At 64.5% G+C, this 18302-nt stretch carries 15 protein-coding genes; 13 read left to right on the forward strand and 2 right to left on the reverse strand.

What is annotated here, in order from left to right:
* The first annotated feature begins 30 nt into the window (after positions 1–30).
* The gene (locus BWP39_RS19430) at positions 31–1461 is read left to right on the forward strand and encodes an aminotransferase-like domain-containing protein (RefSeq protein ID WP_096723143.1); all 1431 of its coding nucleotides are present in this window, start codon (positions 31–33) and stop codon (positions 1459–1461) included.
* Between the two features lie 54 nt (positions 1462–1515).
* Here the strand turns inward: BWP39_RS19430 and BWP39_RS19435 are convergent, their stop codons facing one another.
* Positions 1516–3024: an MDR family MFS transporter gene (locus tag BWP39_RS19435; RefSeq protein ID WP_096723145.1), complete on the reverse strand. Its 1509-nt coding sequence runs from the start codon at positions 3022–3024 to the stop codon at positions 1516–1518.
* A gap of 94 nt (positions 3025–3118) precedes the next feature.
* On the opposite strand from BWP39_RS19435, the gene BWP39_RS19440 reads away from it, so the two are divergent.
* Positions 3119–3829 (forward strand): TetR/AcrR family transcriptional regulator, encoded by a 711-nt coding sequence (locus BWP39_RS19440; RefSeq protein WP_096723147.1) that lies wholly within the window; start codon positions 3119–3121, stop codon positions 3827–3829.
* A gap of 2 nt (positions 3830–3831) precedes the next feature.
* On the opposite strand, the gene BWP39_RS19445 is transcribed toward BWP39_RS19440, so the two are convergent.
* Positions 3832–4731, reverse strand: a complete 900-nt coding sequence (locus BWP39_RS19445) for a LysR family transcriptional regulator (RefSeq protein ID WP_096723149.1) — start codon at positions 4729–4731, stop codon at positions 3832–3834.
* A gap of 111 nt (positions 4732–4842) precedes the next feature.
* Here BWP39_RS19445 and BWP39_RS19450 point away from each other — a divergent pair, with 111 nt between their 5' ends.
* The 11 genes from BWP39_RS19450 to BWP39_RS19500 all read left to right on the forward strand — a co-directional run bounded on the left by BWP39_RS19450 (position 4843) and on the right by BWP39_RS19500 (position 18295).
* A complete protein-coding gene (locus BWP39_RS19450; RefSeq protein ID WP_096723151.1) occupies positions 4843–6405 on the forward strand; it encodes an MFS transporter in 1563 nt (520 codons plus the stop codon).
* 380 nt (positions 6406–6785) lie between these two features.
* On the forward strand, positions 6786–7835 hold the full coding sequence (locus BWP39_RS19455; protein WP_157915158.1) for an LLM class flavin-dependent oxidoreductase: 1050 nt from the start codon (positions 6786–6788) through the stop codon (positions 7833–7835).
* Positions 7836–7959: 124 nt separating this feature from the next.
* Positions 7960–8700 carry a TetR/AcrR family transcriptional regulator gene (locus BWP39_RS19460; RefSeq protein WP_096723155.1) on the forward strand — a complete coding sequence of 247 codons (741 nt, stop codon included), beginning with the start codon at positions 7960–7962 and terminating at the stop codon, positions 8698–8700.
* A 172-nt stretch (positions 8701–8872) separates the two neighbouring features.
* Positions 8873–10003 carry an HlyD family secretion protein gene (locus BWP39_RS19465; RefSeq protein ID WP_096723157.1) on the forward strand — a complete coding sequence of 377 codons (1131 nt, stop codon included), beginning with the start codon at positions 8873–8875 and terminating at the stop codon, positions 10001–10003.
* Complete coding sequence (locus tag BWP39_RS19470; protein ID WP_096723159.1) at positions 10000–11592, forward strand: DHA2 family efflux MFS transporter permease subunit; 1593 nt, start codon at positions 10000–10002, stop codon at positions 11590–11592. The genes BWP39_RS19465 and BWP39_RS19470 overlap by 4 nt, the downstream gene beginning before the upstream one ends.
* Positions 11589–13088, forward strand: a complete 1500-nt coding sequence (locus BWP39_RS19475) for an efflux transporter outer membrane subunit (protein WP_096723161.1) — start codon at positions 11589–11591, stop codon at positions 13086–13088. The genes BWP39_RS19470 and BWP39_RS19475 overlap by 4 nt, the downstream gene beginning before the upstream one ends.
* A 45-nt stretch (positions 13089–13133) precedes the next feature.
* Positions 13134–13868: a CerR family C-terminal domain-containing protein gene (locus BWP39_RS19480; protein WP_096723163.1), complete on the forward strand. Its 735-nt coding sequence runs from the start codon at positions 13134–13136 to the stop codon at positions 13866–13868.
* 192 nt (positions 13869–14060) lie between these two features.
* Positions 14061–14813, forward strand: a complete 753-nt coding sequence (locus tag BWP39_RS19485) for an SDR family NAD(P)-dependent oxidoreductase (protein WP_096723165.1) — start codon at positions 14061–14063, stop codon at positions 14811–14813.
* A 64-nt stretch (positions 14814–14877) separates the two neighbouring features.
* The gene (locus BWP39_RS19490; RefSeq protein ID WP_096723167.1) at positions 14878–16215 is read left to right on the forward strand and encodes an MFS transporter; all 1338 of its coding nucleotides are present in this window, start codon (positions 14878–14880) and stop codon (positions 16213–16215) included.
* Between the two features lie 79 nt (positions 16216–16294).
* Complete coding sequence (gene rhmD / locus BWP39_RS19495) at positions 16295–17473, forward strand: L-rhamnonate dehydratase (protein ID WP_096726041.1); 1179 nt, start codon at positions 16295–16297, stop codon at positions 17471–17473.
* A 39-nt stretch (positions 17474–17512) separates the two neighbouring features.
* Positions 17513–18295 (forward strand): SDR family NAD(P)-dependent oxidoreductase, encoded by a 783-nt coding sequence (locus tag BWP39_RS19500; protein ID WP_096723169.1) that lies wholly within the window; start codon positions 17513–17515, stop codon positions 18293–18295.
* Positions 18296–18302: the final 7 nt, after the last annotated feature.

Raw genomic sequence — 18302 nt, forward strand, 5'->3', positions numbered from 1 at the left:
GCAAACTGTACTTATAAAGGAGCAGTACAGATGAGCCGATCAGCCCAAGACACCGGGGCTACCTCGGGCACACGCGTCGACACGGTCATGGACGCATTGCGCGAGCGGATCGCCAACCGTTCGCTGATGCCGGGCGCGCGCGTGCCGTCGCTGCGGGCCATGACAGGTAGCCTCGACGTGTCGAAATCGACGGTGGTCGAAGCGTACGACCGGCTGGTAGCCGAAGGTGTGCTGGTGGCGCGCCGCGGGTCGGGCTTCTTCGTGTCGGGCCATGCGCCGCCGCTCGCGCTCGCCGATCTCGGGCCGCGTCTGGACCGCGACGTCGATCCGTTGTGGCTCACGCGACAGTCGCTCGAGGCCGATCCGCGCGCGCTGAAGCCGGGCTGCGGCTGGCTGCCCGCCTCGTGGCTGCCCGAGGACGGTGTGCGTCGCGCGTTGCGTGCCATCGCGCGCGACCCGACCGCGCAACTCGCCGACTATGCAACGCCCGCCGGCTTGCCGGCGTTGCGTCAGCAGCTCGCATGGCGGCTCGGGCAGCACGGCACGACGGTGCCGCCCGAGCAGATCGTGCTGACGGACTGCGGCACCCAGGCGCTCGATCTCGTGTGTCGTTTCCTGCTCGAACCCGGCGACACGGTGTTGATCGATGACCCGTGCTACTTCAATTTCCAGGCGCTGCTGCGCGCGCATCGTGTGCGGGTGATCGGGGTGCCATACACACCGGTCGGCCCCGACCTCGCCGCGTTCGAGCAGGCGCTCGTCGCGCACCGGCCACGGCTCTACGTGACCAACGCCGCGCTCCACAATCCGACCGGTGCGACGCTGGCGCCGGCGGTGGCGCACCGCCTGCTGAAGCTCGCCTACGAACACGATCTGCTGATCGTCGAGGACGAAATTTTTGCGGATCTCGAGGATGAGCCGGCACCGCGCCTCGCGGCGTTCGACGGGCTGGCGCGTGTGGTATCGATTGGCAGTTTTTCGAAGACGCTGTCCGCCGCCGTGCGCTGCGGTTACATCGCGGCCCGCAGCGAATGGATCGAACCGCTGATCGATCTGAAGCTCGCCACATCGTTTGGCAACGGCCAGCTCGCGACCGGCGTCGTGCATCGGTTGCTGGTGGATGGGACGTACCGGCGGCACCTCGAAAGTCTGCGCGTGCATCTTGCCGATGCGATGGGTGAGACGGTGCGGCGTCTCACATCGGCGGGCCTCACGCTATGGACCCGGCCGCGCGCCGGCATCTTCGTCTGGGCCAGTCTGCCGGATGGGTTCGATGCCGCCGATATCGCGCGTCACGCTCTCGCGGAGAACATCGTGTTCGCGCCGGGCAATGTGTTCAGTGTGTCGCAGGGTGCGGCAAGCTTTCTGCGTTTCAACGTGTCGCAATGCAACCGGCCGAAAGTCTACGAAGCGTTGCAGCGCGCGATGGACCATGCAGCGGCGCGTACCGCAACCGCCTGAACGAACCTTGGGGATCGACCGCGCGATGCGTTGCCCCATCGCACGCCCCACGCTTCACCGCTGGCGCAACGGTTTCTCTTCGATCAACCACGTCAGCACGAACGCAATGATCGCCACACAGGCGGCGGAGAAATACACCGTATGCAGTGCCCCTGCGAACGCCTGCAGATAGTCGTCGCGCAATGCTGTGGGCAACTGCTGGATCGCTGCCGGGGTGAGCGAGTGGGGGATTTCGGCACCTGCGGGCATGAGCTGCCGAAGCCGCACGGCGACGCCGTTCGAGAACACCGCGCCAAACGCGGCGACACCGATCGAGCCGCCGATCGCACGGAACAGCGTCGCGCCCGACGTCGCGATACCGACGTGCTTATGCTCCACGGCGCTTTGCACCGCGAGTATCAGCACCTGCATCACCATGCCGAGACCGCTGCCGAGCAGTGCCGTGTACACAAACATCAGATAGAGCGGTGTTTCGACGGTCAGGGTGGCGAGCAGGACCATCGCGATGCTCATGAGCAGCGTGCCGATAATCGGAAACATGCGGTACTTACCGATCCGGCTGATCAGACGGCCGATGAGTGTTGACGACACCAGCAAACCGCCCATCATCGGCAGCATCTGCATGCCGGCCTGGCTCGGCGTCGAGCCCTTGACGACCTGCAGATAGAGCGGCAGGAACGTCACCGACCCGACCAGCGACACGCCGACGATAAAACTGACGAGGCTCGACAGCAGAAACGTCCGCAGACGGAAAAGCTGCAGGGGCATGATCGGTTCCGCCGCGTTCCGCTCTGCGTAGATGAAACCACCGATCGAAAGTAGCCCGATCGCAAGCGTGCCCCAGAGCTGCGGCGACGACCACGGCAGGATCGCGCCGCCCTGGCTCGTGAAGAGAATGACGCCGGTGAGCGCGACCGTGAGAAACGCGGCGCCCATGTAGTCGATGGTGTGCCGGATCCGTGTCGCCTGTGACTTAAGCACCGCACCGATTACTGCGAGGGCCACGATGCCGAGCGGCAGATTGATATAGAAAATCCAGCGCCAGGACAGATGTTCGACGAGAAAGCCGCCGAGCAGCGGGCCGGTGATCGTCGCAAAGCCGAATACGCCGGCAAAGAGCCCCTGATAACGGCCGCGCGCGGCCGGCGGAACGACATCCGCGATGGCGGCCAGTGTCACGACGAGCAGCCCACCGCCGCCGAGGCCCTGCAGCGCGCGCAGCAAGATCAGCTGCATCATGTTCTGCGCGACGCCGCACAGCGCGGAGCCGACGAGAAACACGCCGATCGCGGCCTGCAACACGATCTTGCGGCCGAACAGATCGCCGAACTTGCCGTAGAGCGGCACCACGATCGTCGACGTGAGGAGATAGGCGGTCACGACCCACGACAGGTTGGCCAGTCCGCCGAGATCGCCGACGATGGTGGGCAGCGCGGTCGAGACGATGGTCTGGTCGAGTGCGCCCAGCAGCGTGACGAGCAGCAGCGCCGAGAGCAGCAGGCGCAGCGGCGGATGGGCGGGCGCGCTGGCAACGGGCGCGGAGACAGGCGTGTCGAGGCTCATGGGGATCGGAATACCGTGCAAGCGGTCTTGAAATTAATTAACGTCGCGATTAATATATTCGACAATTTCTCACTCGTCAAATCGAAACATCGACATGGCCACAGCCCGATCCGCCGCCAGCACGCTGAAACCAAAAGGGCGCACACCGCGCGTTCCCGTCGCGCCGGCGCGACGGCCCGGTCGCCCGACGGGCAGCGCGCGCGGGCCGGAACAGCGGGCCCGGTTAATCGACGTGGCGCTCGAGCTGTTCGCGAGGCGGGGCATCCTCGATACGACGCTCGGGGAGATTGCCCGCGAGGCCGGATTCACGCCGGCGATGGTCCATTACTACTTCAAGACCCGCGAACAGTTGATCGACGTGCTGATCGACGAGCGCTTCGTGCCGTTGCGCGTCGAAATCGGCAGTCCGTTCGAGGCGCATCCGGACGATCCGGTCGCGGGCATCACGCAACTGGCGCGTCGGCTCGTCGATGTATCGAGCCGGTATCCGTGGTTTCCGGCGTTGTGGATTCGCGAAGTGATCACCGAGGGCGGGCTGCTGCGGCAACGCATGTTCGAGCGTTTCGGCGATGCGCATCAGAGGGCGTCGGTGGCGGCGATTGCCAGGTGGCAGAAGGCGGGCCGGCTGAATCCGGAGATCGAGCCGTCGCTGGTGTTTCTCACGGTGCTCGGGCTGACGATCCTGCCGCTGGCGACATCGAAGATGTGGCGCAACGATCCGGTGCGCAAGTCGTTGACCGCGGACGACATCGCGCGGCACGCCGTCGCGTTGCTGACGCACGGCGCCGGACCGCTCGGCGCATAGCGCTAGCTTTTCGTGTCGGCGAACAGCCGCTCGGTCAGAAAATCGACGAATACGCGCAGCTTTGGCGAGAGCTGTTTGCTCGACGGCCACAGCACCGAGAATTGTCCTTCGTGCTGGAAATAATCTTCGAGCACGAACCGCAGCGTGCCGTTGCGGATATCGTCGCGCACCAGAAAGTCGGGCATGTAACCGATGCCGAGTCCCAGCACCGTGGCGCCGCGCAACGCTTCCATGTTGTTGCAGGTGAGCGCGACGTGGCAGTTCGCCATGAAATTCGCGGGCTGGTCGCGGATGCTCCAGTCGTGCAGCTTGCCAGTAGTCGGAAAGCGGAAGCGCAGACACGCGTGTTGCGTGAGATCGGCGGGCACAGCGGGCTCGCCGTTTCGCAAGAGGTAGTCCGGCGTCGCGCACAGCACGAAGCGAAACGGTCCGATCCGGCGCGCGCTCAACTGCGAATCGGCGAGATCGCCGCTGCGGATCGCCGCATCGAAACCGCCTTCAATCACGTCGACGATACGATCGTTGAAGTCCAGTTCGAGATCGATCTCTGGATAGCGCGCGATGAACTCCGGCACGACTGGCAGCAGAAACCGGTAACCGATGGTCGGCAGCGTCACGCGCAGGCGGCCGCGCGGGGCGGCGTTGGCCTGCATCATCATCGCTTCGGCGTCGCCCAGCGCGTCGAGAATGCGCCGGCAGTGCTCATAGAAGCGCTCTCCGTCCTCGGTCAGGCTCACGCGCCGGGTGCTCCGCTGCAGCAGCCGCACACCCAGATGCGCCTCGAGCCGTGCGACGCTCTTGCCGACCGCCGACGCCGACAAACCGAGCTGGCGCGACGCACCGATAAAGCTCAGCGCTTCGGCGGTGTGGACGAACGCGACGATCCCAGTGAGATTTTCCATCGCTGATTCCGGAATTAATGTCCGGAGTGATTGTACATGGGCATTATTTATCCAGATGGTGTCCGTAATTAGACTGGGCGGCATTCAAACCGCCTTCTCTACGGAACCGTCATGTCCCACTCTTCGCTTCAGCCTGCGGCCGCGCGTTCGCTCGTGCTCCTCGGCGTATGTTGTGCGGCCGTCGTGCTGCCGCTCAGCTTTTCGGCGGGCGCGATCGCGACGCCTGCGATCGGCCGCGCGCTCGGCGGCGGCCCCGTCGCGCTCAACTGGATTACCAATGCGTTCATGCTCGCGTTCGGCAGTTGCCTGATGGCGGCCGGCGCGCTTGCCGACCAGTTCGGGCGGCGGCGCGTGTTTCTTGGCGGCATCGCGGGGTTCGCGCTGCTGTCGCTGCTGCTCGCGTGTGCGCCGGGCATCGTCTGGCTCGATGTGCTGCGCGGCGCTCAGGGTATTGCGGCGGCTGCGGCGCTGGCGGGCGGCTCGGCGGCGCTCGCGCAGGAGTTCGAAGGCCACGAGCAGGCACGTGCGTTCAGTCTGCTCGGCACGACCTTCGGGGTCGGCCTGGCATTCGGACCGGTCCTCGCGGGCGGGTTGATCGAGGCGTTCGGCTGGCGTGCGGTGTTTGCCTCGACGGCGGTGCTCGGCACGGCCGCGCTGCTGCTCGCGGCGCCGCGGATGCGCGAGACGCGCAGCCCGTCGGCAGGGCGTATGGACTGGCCTGGCGTCGCAAGCTTTACCGCGATGCTGTGCCTTTTCACGGTGGCGATTCTCGAAGCGCCGTCGATCGGTTGGAGCCATCCGGCGATCTGCGTGCTGTTCGTCGCGGCGGCGTTTGCGCTGACCACGTTCATCGCGATCGAACGGCGTTCCGCGCATCCGATGCTCGACCTGTCGCTGTTCCGCTACCGGCGTTTCATCGGTGTGCAGATGCTGCCGATTGCCACCTGCTACTGCTTCGTCGTGCTGCTGGTGTTGCTGCCGATCCGCTTCGTCGGTATCGACGGCTACACGCCGTTCGCCGCGGGCCTGATGATGCTCGCGCTGTGCGGCCCGATGCTGTTCGTACCGATGCTGGCCGTGCGCTGCACACGGTACGCGTCGCCGGGCGTGGTGTCGGCGATCGGTCTGCTGATCTCGGCGGCGGCGCTGGTGTGGCTCGGTAGCGTGTCCGCTCACGCGGCGCCGTTCGCGATCCTGCTGCCGATGGTCGTCATCGGCATCGGCGCCGGGCTGCCATGGGGGCTGATGGACGGTCTGTCAGTGAGCGTTGTGCCGAAAGAGCGCGCCGGGATGGCAACCGGCATTTTCAGCACGACGCGGGTAGCGGGCGAAGGGCTCGCGCTCGCGATGGTTAGCGCAGCACTCGCCGCGATCGTCGCGTTCCGCTTGAGAGCCGCGCTGCCGGTATCGCTGGAAGCAGCTAACGGCAGCGGCGGCGGTCTTGCAGCAGCAGCGCAACGGCTCGCCACCGGCGATCTCGCCGGCGCGGCCGCTGGTTTGCCGGGTATCCCGCTGATGCTGCTGCGCGAGCACTATGTCGCAGCGTTCCAGTGGCTGACCGACGGTCTCGCGATGATCACCGTCCTCGCCGCACTGGCCACGCTGGTCTACCTGCGCAGTAGCGACCGGCCGGAGCCGCGCATCGCCGCGAACGCGCTATCGGACGAATACTGAAGCGGTGGTGGCCATAACAACCTCGGTACATCGCCTGCCTGTCCGGGCATGCCGGAGCGATTCACTCACCGCGCATTGAATTGATCGGCAATGTCAGCTATTTCCGGGACAGACATCGCGGAATCGGCCATATCTAATGTCCCCGGTGTCGCATGACTCGCCAGGACGCGTGACGTATGGCTCGTGACACGGTCCAGCCTGGCGGTGAGCGAAGCGCACGCAAAACGGCCGTCCTGCCCGCGTGGCGGGGCGAACAAAGCGCGGCGCCTCGTTGCCTTTTATCCGGGTGTCGATACGCCACCTACCCAGACGCCGCGCGCAAACGCGCGCTAGCGGGGTGTTACCAAACCGTGCGCTTTGTGCGCCAGCAAGGAGAAGAAATGCAAATCGGCACGTTCCTGACCATGCCCGCGCCGGAGCCGCGTCCGTCCGCCGAGATCCTCGCGCGCGGCATCGAGGTGGCGGTCACCGCCGAAGAGCTGGGGTTCAGCCATGTATGGCTTGCCGAGCATCACTTCACGAACTACGCGTACTCGTCGCGACCGCTGATGCTGCTCGCGCATATCGCCGCGCGCACGAAGCGCATCCGGCTCGGCACCGCGATCGTGCCGCTGCCGCTGCATCATCCGCTCGTCGTGGCGGAAGAACTGGCGATGCTCGACGTGCTGAGCGGCGGGCGAGCCGAAGCGGGTTTCGGCAAGGGCTACCAGCAATACCAGTATCAACGTTTCGGGCTCGTCAAAGGCGCGCGGCCGAGCCGCGACGACGAAGCGCTCGAGGTCCTGCAGCGCGCGTTACACGATCCGATCGTCGAGTTCGACGGCGCCGAATTCCAGATTCCGCGTACGCGGCTCTATCCGCGCCCGGTGCAGGAGCGCATGCCGTTCTGGGTTGTCGTCAATTCGACCCGGCGCGAACAGATCGAACAGGCGATCGCGCGGGGCATGAATTTCTTCACGGGCGGGCTCGAACCGATCTCGACGCTGATCAATATCCGCGAGCGCTATCCGGATCTCGCACCGCAACTCGATAGCGTGCGTATCGGCACGCAGCGGCCGGTCTATGTTGCCGAGAGCGAAGCCGACGCACGCGATGCGATTGCGCACGTGCGCTGGAACGGTCGCGCGACGCTGCGGTTGCGGCGCCAGCTGGGCGAAGTGATCGATGGCGAGGTGTGCGCCGATCCGTTTCCGGATGAGCCCACAGACGAGGCACTACGCGACGACTTCGTGGTGATCGGTACCCCCGAGCAATGCGTGCGGCAACTGCAGCGCATCCGCGACGGTATCGGTTGCGATTACTTCAGCGCGAGCTTCTGGTTCGGCGCGCTGCCGCAGGAGCGGGTACTCGCGTCGATGCGGCGTTTTGCCGAGCAGGTGTTGCCGGCGTTCGAGCAGACACGCGTGAGCGCGCCAGAAGTCGAAGCGTGATGGCAAGGCGGGGCGACGGCTGTCGGTTCACAACGTCGCCCCCCGTTGCTCCCATCACCCGTAGTAAAGAATCAAATTTCCATTTGAAATTGACCGGGCAGTCGATTTCCCGATAGCATGGCGCATGTCTACAAAAGTGCGTCGTCGTCCCGATTCAGGCCAGCCGTCCGCCGGTGAGCGTGCGAGCGAGAGATTACTGGAAGCTGCCGGCGAAGTTTTCGCCGAGAAAGGTTACGACCGGGCAACGGCCAAGGAAATCTGCGAGCGCGCCGGCATGAATGCGGCATCGGTCAATTACCATTTCGACGGTATCGAGTCGCTTTACACGGCGACGCTGGCGCATGCGCACCGGCAAATCGTCACCATCGAAGTCCTGCAGGAGATCGCCTCGAGCGATGCCAGCGCGCGGCACAAACTGCGCGCCTATATCGCGCCGATTGTGCGGCGCCTCGCCAGTCCTGCCGCCGCGTCGTGGGAAATGCGGCTCCTGAGCCGCGAGGTGCTCGCGCCATCGCCCGCGAAAGCGACCTTCATTCAGACCGAATTGCTGCCGAAGAAGAAGCTTTTCGGCGACATCATTGCGGAGTTGATCGGGGTGAAACCGGACGACCCCGTGGTGGGGCGGGCGATCCTGACAGTTGTGGCGCCGTGCCTGATTCTCGCCATTTCCGACCGCGCGACGCTTTCATTGATGATGCCAGGCATCGCTGATTCGGACGCCGACGTCGAACTCCTTATCGACCATCTCGAACGCTTTATCCACGCGGGTCTCGCGGCCGTCGCGCAACACGTCCAGGCAGAGGCGGGCGCGAGGCCCACGCGTCTCGCGAGCGGGACGGTACCTCGAACCCGGAAAAAACCTTAATCACAGGCCGCAGGATGCGGAGCTGGGCGACGTCGCCGGATAGCCGGTGACGGTTGCCGCGCTCGCACGCCTGTACCGGGGTCACCCGGCGCATAAATAAATTTCAAATTTGAATTTGACAAAAAATTACCGGGAGCGCAGCATCTGGCGATCGTAATCAACGGCTCTCCAGATGGCTACAGATCACACCGAAGCAGGCGGGCAGGCCGCCAACCCAGCCGCGCCGAACGAGTCCGGCGCACCGGGCAACGGCACATCGCCGGGGCGCAAACCGGGCGGCAAACGACTTTTCATCGTTATCGTCATCGCGTGCATTCTGGTCGTTGTCGGCGGCTGGTATTACTTCAGCACCCGCAATACCGAAACGACCGATGACGCCCAGGTCGACGGCAACGCCGTGACTGTAGCGCCCAAGGTGGCGGGCTACGTCGTCACGCTGGCGATTCGCGACAACCAGCGCGTCAAGGCCGGCGATCTGCTGATCAAGATCGACCCGCGCGACTACCTTGCCGCGCGCGACCAGGCGCAAGCCTCGCTCGAAGTGGCCCGCGCGCAACTCGAAAATGCCCAGGCCAACCTGACGGTCACGCGAGTCAGCGCACCGGCCAAACTGGTCCAGGCCAAAGCCCAGGTCGCGCAGGCCTCGGCGAACCAGGTGCTCGCAGCCGCCGACGACCGCCGGCAAACTACCCTCGATGCCCGCGCCACGACCCAGGCGGCACGTGACCAGGCCAGCGCGCAGTTGCGCTCCGCCGCAGCGACGCTGACCAACAATCAGGCGCAGGTCGATATCGCGAAGCTCGTGCCCGAGACGGTTGCGCAGTCGCAGGCCCAGGTCGACCAGGCCAGTGCGCAGGTGCGACAGGCGCAGGCGCAACTCGAAGCGGCTCAACTGAATCTCTCGTACACGGAAATCCGCGCGCCGCAGGACGGCTGGGTGACGCTGCGCAACGTGCAGCTCGGCAGTTATGTACAGGCAGGGCAATCGCTGTTCTCGCTCGTTTCACCCGATGTCTGGATCACCGCGAACTTCAAGGAGAACCAGCTCAGCCGGATGCGCGTCGGCCAGAAGGTGTCGATCCGCGTCGATGCGTACGGGCAACTCCGGCTGAAAGGGCATATCGACAGCATCCAGCAGGGCACTGGTTCGCGTTTTAGCGCCTTTCCGGCCGAGAACGCGACCGGCAATTTCGTGAAGATCGTTCAGCGCATTCCGGTGAAGATCGTCATCGATAGCGGTCTCGATGCGAATCTGCCGTTGCCGCTCGGTGCGTCGGTCGATCCCGAAGTGGATCTGCAATGAGCAGCGCCGGGGCCGTAGCTGTGCCGCAGTCGCGTGATGGAGCCAACCCCTGGCTCATCGCCATCGTCGTGACGCTCGCGGCCTTCATGGAAGTGCTCGATACGACCATCGTCAACGTGGCGCTGCCGCATATCGCGGGGACGATGTCGGCGAGTACCGACGAGAGCACATGGACGCTCACGTCGTATCTGGTGTCCAACGGCATCGTGCTGACAATCTCGGGCTACCTGACGCGGCTGCTCGGCCGCAAGCGCTACTTCCTGATCTGCATCGCGATGTTCACGGTCTGCTCGTTTCTGTGCGGTATCTCGACGAGCCTGCCGCAGATCATCATCTTCCGGCTGTTGCAGGGTTTTTTCGGCGGTGGTCTGCAACCGAACCAGCAGTCGATCATCCTCGATACATTCCCGCCAGCCAAGCGCGCCCAGGCCTTCGGCGTGACCGCACTCGCGACGGTCGTGGCACCGGTCATCGGGCCGGCGCTGGGCGGCTGGATCACCGACAACTACAGCTGGCGCTGGATTTTCCTCATCAACATTCCGGTCGGCATCATCACGTTCTTCTGCGTGATGGCGCTCGTGCGCGATCCGCCGTCGATGCGCGACGAACGCCGCAAAGCCGATCTCGACTACGTCGGCCTTGGCCTGATCATTCTCGGTCTCGGCGCGCTGCAGATTTTCCTCGATCGCGGCGAAACCGATGACTGGTTCAGCTCGCCGCTGATCTGCGTAATGGCCGCGTTTGCCGTCACCGGTATCGTCGGTGCGGTCTTCTGGTTGCTGTACACCAAAAAGCCGATCGTCGATCTGCGCGTGCTGGCCGATCGCAACTTCGCGGTCGGCAGTCTGATGATCTTTGCGATGGCGGTGATTCTCTATTCGAGTGCCGTGCTGTTGCCGCAACTCTCGCAGCAACTGCTCGGCTATACCGCGACGCTGGCCGGCCTGATCCTGGTGCCGGGTGCGGTCGCGCTGATCGGATTGATCATTCTCGTCAGCAAGATTCTGCCGCTGGTGCAGACGCGTTACGTGATTGCATTCGGGTTTGCGTTGCTGGGCTGCGCGTTCTTCTATTCGCACCAGCTCACGCCCGATCTCGACTTCCGGACACTCGTCCTCATGCGCGTGTTCCAGACGAGTGGGCTGGCGTTCCTATTCGTGCCGATTTCGACGATCACGTATCTGACGCTGCCACGCCGGCTGAACGGCGATGCCGCGGCGCTCTTTACGATGTTCCGCAATATCGCGGGCTCGATCGGCATTTCGCTGTCGACGGCGCTGATCACGACGCGCAGTCAGGTGCGGATGGCCTATCTGGGCGAACACCAGACACCGTATTCGCAGCCCTATATCGACACCGTCGCGAGTACAGCGCGCACGCTCCAGGCATCGGGCGTGCCGCGCGACCTTGCCCAGCAGGGCGCCGTTGGCCACCTGTACCAGCAGTTGATCGCCCAGGCCCAGTTGCTTTCGTACACGGATGTGTTCGCGATCTGCGCTGTCCTCGCGTTCCTCGCGATTCCCTTTACCTTCCTGTTCTCGAAATCGAAAGCGGGCGGCAGTCCCGCTGGCGAAGGAGGCCACCTATGACCACCGCGAAATTTCTACTGCCTCTCGCCGCGAGTGCGGTTTTGCTTGGCGCCTGCACAGTGGGCCCGGATTTCAAGGCACCGGAGGCGAACACACCGGCCACCTGGCACGATGCGCTCGCTACGCAGTCGGCTCTGTCGGGCGAGACGCGTGTGACCGCAGAAGCGGACCCCGACCCGCAATGGTGGCGCAGCTTCAACGATGCAACGCTGACGTCGCTGATCGACCGGGCGACACGCGGCAATCTCGATGTGCAGATCGCCGTGGTCCGGATTGCCGAAGCGCGCGCGAGCGAACGCTCGGCGGCAGCAGCGGGCCTGCCGACGCTCAGCGCCAGTGCGTCGTACACCCATGAGGATGTCGGCCAGGGGCTCGCCAGTACGGGCTCCACGGCGCCGCCGGGCGGCAATCCGGGCCTGGCCGGACTGATCGACTCGCTGACCAAACCGGTCAACATCTATCAGGGCTCGCTCGATGCTTCCTGGGAACTCGATCTGTTCGGCCGGGTGCGGCGCTCGGTCGAGGCAGCGAATGCGTCCACGGTGGCTGCGATCGGCAATCGCGACGATGCGCTCGTCACGTTGCAGGCCGAAGTGGCGCAGACCTACGCGCAACTACGTGCTGCCCAGGCGAGCCGCGATACCGCTCAGGCCGATCTCGTCGCCGAACAGCAAATTCTCGAACTGACCCGCGAGCGTGCTGCGAAAGGGCTGGTCACCGATCTCGATGTGGAAAGCGCGACCTCGGCGGTCGGTACGCTCGAAGCGTCGCTGGCGCAATACGACCAGCAGATCGCCGCGAGCCTGAACGGGCTCGCCGTGCTGCTCGGCGAGGCGCCCGGCGCACTCGACGCCGAGCTTGCAACCGCCACGCCGATCCCGCCACCGCCTCCGCAGGTGCCGGTTGGCTTGCCGTCGAGCCTCGCGCGTCGCCGTCCGGATATCCGGGTCGCGGAAGCGCAGTTGCATCGGCAGACTGCCCAGGTGGGTGTGGCGGTGGCGCAGTTCTATCCGGACATTTCGCTGACCGGCCAGGTGGGGCAGGAAAGCACGAAGCCCGGCGATCTGACGAAGTGGGCGAACAATTTCTACTCGTTCGGTCCGTCTATCTCGCTGCCGATCTTCCAGGGCGGCCAGCTTCGGGCCAACCTCAAACTGGCGAAAGCCGACCAGGCGGAAGCGGCGCTGAGCTACCGGAAGACCGTCCTTGAAGCGCTGCAAGACGTCGACAACGCGTTGTCGGCGTATCGCGCGGAATTGCGCCGTCATCAGGCGCTCGAGAAAACCGTGTCCGCCGAGACGAAGGCGCTTGCGCTCGCGACAAACCAGTACAAGAGCGGCGTGTCGACGTTTATCGATGTGCTGACCGCCGAGAACACGCTCGCGCAGCAACGTCAGCAATTCATCCAGAGCACGCTGACGCTGACCACGGATGTCGTCACGCTCTACAAGGCGCTCGGCGGCGGATGGCAGCAGCAGGAAGACGTGAAGTCCTGACGCGCTTCCCGCACACGGCGATGTAGATCGAGGCCCGCTGTGACGATGACGACGACGGTGATGACGATACGCCTGCGAACCAAACGATCCACGCGCGGAGAAGCGACGCGGCGACGGATCGTCGAGGCTGCCATCGATCTGTTCGGCGAATACGGTTACGAGCGGACGTCGACTCGCGATATCGCCGCGCGGGCGGGCGTCAACACGCCGGCGCTCCAGTATTACTTCGAGAACAAGGAAGGGGTCTATCGCGCGTCGGCGGAGCAGATCGCCGCCTGCGCATGGGCGCGGCTCGCGCCCGTCGTGGATCAGGCGACGCGCCTGCTCGACGGCAACGCGCGCGTCGATGCGCTGATCGATGTGTTTATCCGTCTGCACGAAACGCTCGGCGATTGCCTCTTCAGGGTGCCGAACGCGAGCCGCCGGCTGTTCTTTGCGGACGCACCGCTCGGCCATGATCCGGCGGTCGCGCCAGAAATCGTGCGCCTGCACATCTGCGATCCGCTTCATGCGGTGACGGCGAAATTGATCGCCAGGATTACCGGCACGGCCACTGACGATCCTGTGACGACGATCCGCGCCCTCAGCCTGTACGGGCAGGTCGTGATGTTTCATCTCAAGCCGTGTGCGGTGCTGGCCCTGCTCGGATGGCCTGCGTTCGACATGGAAAAACGCCAGCTGATCGTCTCGGCGATACGTGGCCAGACGCGGGCGTTGCTGAAAGCGTGGTCCGCTACGGCGCCGGCAACGGGCTCGCGGCGTGCTCGGCCTCGCAAGTAACACCTCTCGCCTCATGGCGCCCAGCCAGCGGCGCTTCAAACCCTTTCGCCTCGCCCGAACGCGCTGCCGCCAGCTTCGGTGGCCGCAGCGCAATCCGCTTTTGTTATCGCTCCATCCGATACCCGGATTGTTACCGTATCGAACGGCCCGTATATTGGCCGGCATACGAACCATTCCAATGCAGGAGACACCATGAACCAGATCGATCTGGAGCGCCGCGTCGTCGTTATCACCGGTGGCGCGCGCGGTATCGGCTACGCGGTCGCACAGCGCGCCTTGCGCTCGGGAGCGGCGGTTTCGCTATGGGACGTCGACGCCGACCGGCTCGCGAAGAGTGAACGGGAGTTGGCGGAACTCGGCGACGTATCGTCGGTAGCAGTCGAGTTGACCGACGAGCAGTCGGTCGCCGATGCGACGAGCAAAACCGTTGCGCGGCATCACGCGATCGATGTGCTGATCAATTGCGCGGGCATCACCGGCGGCAACGGCAAGACCTGGGAACTCGCACCGGACATCTGGCGCCGCGTGATCGACGTCAACCTGATCGGCCCGTACCTGACCTGCCGCGCGGTGGTTCCGCAGATGCTCAAGCAGGGCTACGGGCGCATCGTCAACATTGCGTCGGTGGCGGGCAAGGAGGGCAATCCGAACGCCTCGCACTACAGTGCGTCGAAGGCCGGCCTGATCGGCCTGACGAAATCGCTTGGCAAGGAACTCGCCACCAGCAACATTCTCGTTAATGCCGTGACACCGGCCGCCGCGAAAACCGAAATCTTCGATTCGATGGCGCAGGAACACATCGACTACATGCTGTCGAAAATCCCCATGAACCGTTTTCTGCTTCCCGACGAGGCCGCGTCGCTGATCCTGTGGTTATCTTCTGAAGACTGCGCGTTCAGTACCGGCGCCGTGTTCGATCTGTCGGGCGGTCGCGCGACGTATTGAGCGCTGGACGTATGCGGCAAGGTACTTCGCACCGGCTCGCGGCCGGTCGGCTTCAGGAGACTCGATGAACGCGCAACCGGTTGCTTCACACGCTTCGCTGGAAGCGGCTGTTAACACCGTCATGCGGCGCCTGCTGCCGTTTCTGCTGCTGATGTATGTACTGGCGTTTCTCGACCGCGCAAACATCGGCTTCGCGCAGAAAGCGCTCCAGCACGATACCGGCTTGTCGGATGCGGCATTCGCGTTCGGTGCGGGCGTGTTCTTCGTCGGTTATGCGCTGTTCGAGGTGCCGAGCAACCTGCTATTGCATCGCGTGGGCGCACGGATCTGGATGTGCCGGATCATGGTCACGTGGGGCATCGTCTCTGCGGCGATGGCGTTTGCGCAGAGCCCCGCGATGTTCTACTGGCTGCGCTTTCTGCTCGGTGTTGCCGAGGCCGGTTTCTTCCCCGGCATCATCTATTACCTGACGCACTGGTTTCCGCAGTCCGCGCGTGGCCGGGCGGTCGGGGTGTTCTATTTCGGCGCGCCGCTCGCGTTTATCTTCGGTAGTCCGTTGTCGGGGTTGTTGCTCGATCTGCATGGCGCGCTCGGTCTTGCCGGCTGGCAATGGCTGTTTCTGATCGAGGGCGGACTGGCGTCGGCGGTTGGCGTGTGGGCGTTCTGGTATCTCGACAATCGTCCCGATGAAGCACGTTGGCTCGACGCTATGCAACGCGACACGCTGCGCGCCGCACTCGCCGACGACGCGAACCAGGCCGCGGCACATGGTCCGCAGAGCGTGCTTGCTGCGTTGTTCGACCGGCGTGTGCTGACGTTGTCGGCAATCTATCTGCTGATACAGATCAGTGTGTATGGCGTGATCTTCTATCTGCCGCAGCAGGTTGCAGCGCTGCTTGGCACGAAAATCGGCCTGCGCGTCGGGCTGGTCGCCGCGTTGCCGTGGCTATGTGCGGTGGCAGTGACCTGGTGGGTGCCGCGGTGTGCGGACCAGGCGGGTAGCCATCGCAGTTGGGCGGTCGTGCTGCTGATCGTGGCCGGGTTGGGCATCGGTGCGTCGGGGCTGGCACACAGTCCGGTGCTCGGGTTGCTTGCGCTGTGCTGCGCGGCCAGCGGATTCATCGCCGCGCAACCGCTGTTCTGGACCTTGCCCACGCGCTACCTGACCGGCGCGGCTGCCGCGGGCGGCATCGCATTGATCAACTCGCTCGGTGGACTCGGTGGGTTTATCGCGCCGACGCTGCGCACCGTCGCCGAACGTGCCTGGCAATCGACTTCGGCGGGGCTGGTCGTGCTTGGTGGTGCGAGCCTGCTGGCTGCGTTGCTGATCGGCGTGTTTGCACACGATCGTCGCGCGGGGCCGCAAGTCGCGCTTTCACACCGGGCACAGCGCGCCCGCTAGCAGACACGTATTGAACAGGGCGCCGCCGTGCAGTGGCGACAGCCTCAAGCAACATAACGAAGTTCAGGAGCTCATCGACATGGCCATGCCTACCATCCGGCACGTGCGTGCCTTCATCGTTCGCGGCGGCGGCGCCGACTATCACGATCAGCCCGGCGGTCACTGGATCGACGACCACATTGCTACGCCGATGGCGCGTTACCCCGAGTACCGGCAGAGCCGTCAGTCGTTCGGTATCAACGTGCTCGGCACGCTCGTCGTCGAGATCGAGGCAAGCGATGGCACGGTCGGCTTCGCCGTGACGACGGGCGGCGAGATCGGCGCGTTCATCGTCGAGAAGCACCTGGCGCGGTTTCTCGAAGGCCAGCTCGTCACCGACATCGAAAAGATGTGGGATCAGATGTACTTCGCGACGCTCTACTACGGACGCAAGGGCGTCGTGCTGAATACGATTTCCGGTGTCGATCTCGCACTATGGGATCTGCTCGCGAAGGTTCGCAAAGAGCCGGTGTTCCAGTTGCTCGGCGGCCCGGTGCGCGACGAGCTGACGTTCTACGCAACCGGCGCACGGCCGGATCTTGCGAAAGAGATGGGTTTTATCGGCGGCAAGCTGCCGTTGCAGCATGGCCCTGCGGAAGGCGAAGAAGGCTTCCGGAAAAACATCGAGAAGCTCGCGGACATGCGCAGTCGTGTCGGCGACGACTTCTGGCTGATGTACGACTGCTGGATGAGCCTCGACGTGCGTTACGCGACGCGTCTCGCACAGTCCACGCACGAGTACGGTCTGAAGTGGATCGAAGAATGCCTGCCGCCCGACGATTACTGGGGCTACGCCGAACTGCGCCGCAACGTGCCGCGCGGCATGCTGGTGTCGACCGGTGAGCATGAGGCAACGCGCTGGGGCTTCCGGATGCTGCTCGAAATGGAATGCTGCGATTTCATCCAGCCCGATGTGGGCTGGTGCGGCGGTATCACCGAGCTGATCCGTATCTCTGCGTTGGCCGATGCGCACAACGTGATGGTGATACCGCATGGCTCGTCGGTGTACAGCTATCACTTCGTCGTGACGCGGCATAACTCGCCGTTCGCCGAGTTTCTGATGATGGCGCCGAAGGCCGACGAAGTCGTGCCGATGTTCACACCGTTGTTGCTCGACGAACCGGTGCCGGTGAACGGGCGGATGAAAGTGCCCGAAACGCCGGGCTTCGGCGTGCGGCTCAACCCGGACTGCGCGTTAGTCAGGCCGTATCAGCACTGACTGCACAGCCAACGGCAATCAACGATCAGGAGAATCCCCGTGCTGCTCAAGGACAAGACGGTCATCGTGACAGGCGGTTCGCGCGGCATCGGTCGCGCGATTGCCGTGGCGTGCGCAGCCGAAGGCGCGGACGTCGCGATCAACTACTGGGGCGACAACGACGCATCGTACGGCCGCCGTTCCGCGATTACCGACGTGATCGGCGAGATCGAGCGGCTCGGCCGCCGTGCCATCGCGGTGGAAGGCAACGTCGCCGCGCCGCAGACCGGCGTGGATCTGGTGCGCCAGACCGTCGAAGCATTCGGCAAGGTCGATGTGCTCGCGAGCAATGCGGGCATCTGCCCGTTCCACGCGTTTCTCGACATGCCGCCGTCGGTACTCGAGCGCACGGTCGGTGTGAATCTGAACGGTGCGTTCTACGTGACCCAAGCGGCCGCGCGGCAGATGAAGGAGCAGGGCCACGGCGGCGCGATTGTCGCGACCAGTTCGATCAGCGCGCTGGTGGGCGGCGGTATGCAGACGCATTACACGCCGACCAAGGCGGGCGTTCATTCGTTGATGCAGTCGTGCGCAATCGCACTGGGGCCGTACGGCATTCGCTGCAACTCGGTGATGCCAGGCACGATTGCCACCGACCTCAACGCCGAAGACCTCGCCGATGAAACCAAGAAAGCGTACTTCGAGAAACGCATTCCACTGGGTCGCCTGGGCGCGCCCGAAGATGTCGCCGATTGCGTCGTGTTCCTCGCCTCGGACAAGGCGCGCTATGTGACGGGTGCGGCGTTGCTCGTCGATGGCGGTTTGTTCGTCAACCTGCAGTGACCACGTT

This window comes from Paraburkholderia acidicola (assembly GCF_002362315.1).
In the GTDB taxonomy this organism is placed as follows: Bacteria; Pseudomonadota; Gammaproteobacteria; order Burkholderiales; family Burkholderiaceae; genus Paraburkholderia; species Paraburkholderia acidicola.

Coding starts and splice junctions, on each gene's coding strand:
- BWP39_RS19475 (WP_096723161.1), top strand. CDS start 11,589: ATGACCACCGCGAAATTTCTACTGCCTCTCGCCGCGAGTGCGGTTTTG.
- BWP39_RS19430 (WP_096723143.1), top strand. CDS start 31: ATGAGCCGATCAGCCCAAGACACCGGGGCTACCTCGGGCACACGCGTC.
- BWP39_RS19455 (WP_157915158.1), top strand. CDS start 6,786: ATGCAAATCGGCACGTTCCTGACCATGCCCGCGCCGGAGCCGCGTCCG.
- BWP39_RS19450 (WP_096723151.1), top strand. CDS start 4,843: ATGTCCCACTCTTCGCTTCAGCCTGCGGCCGCGCGTTCGCTCGTGCTC.
- rhmD (WP_096726041.1), top strand. CDS start 16,295: ATGGCCATGCCTACCATCCGGCACGTGCGTGCCTTCATCGTTCGCGGC.
- BWP39_RS19460 (WP_096723155.1), top strand. CDS start 7,960: ATGTCTACAAAAGTGCGTCGTCGTCCCGATTCAGGCCAGCCGTCCGCC.
- BWP39_RS19470 (WP_096723159.1), top strand. CDS start 10,000: ATGAGCAGCGCCGGGGCCGTAGCTGTGCCGCAGTCGCGTGATGGAGCC.
- BWP39_RS19440 (WP_096723147.1), top strand. CDS start 3,119: ATGGCCACAGCCCGATCCGCCGCCAGCACGCTGAAACCAAAAGGGCGC.
- BWP39_RS19485 (WP_096723165.1), top strand. CDS start 14,061: ATGAACCAGATCGATCTGGAGCGCCGCGTCGTCGTTATCACCGGTGGC.
- BWP39_RS19445 (WP_096723149.1), bottom strand. CDS start 4,731: ATGGAAAATCTCACTGGGATCGTCGCGTTCGTCCACACCGCCGAAGCG.
- BWP39_RS19465 (WP_096723157.1), top strand. CDS start 8,873: ATGGCTACAGATCACACCGAAGCAGGCGGGCAGGCCGCCAACCCAGCC.
- BWP39_RS19480 (WP_096723163.1), top strand. CDS start 13,134: ATGACGACGACGGTGATGACGATACGCCTGCGAACCAAACGATCCACG.
- BWP39_RS19490 (WP_096723167.1), top strand. CDS start 14,878: ATGAACGCGCAACCGGTTGCTTCACACGCTTCGCTGGAAGCGGCTGTT.
- BWP39_RS19435 (WP_096723145.1), bottom strand. CDS start 3,024: ATGAGCCTCGACACGCCTGTCTCCGCGCCCGTTGCCAGCGCGCCCGCC.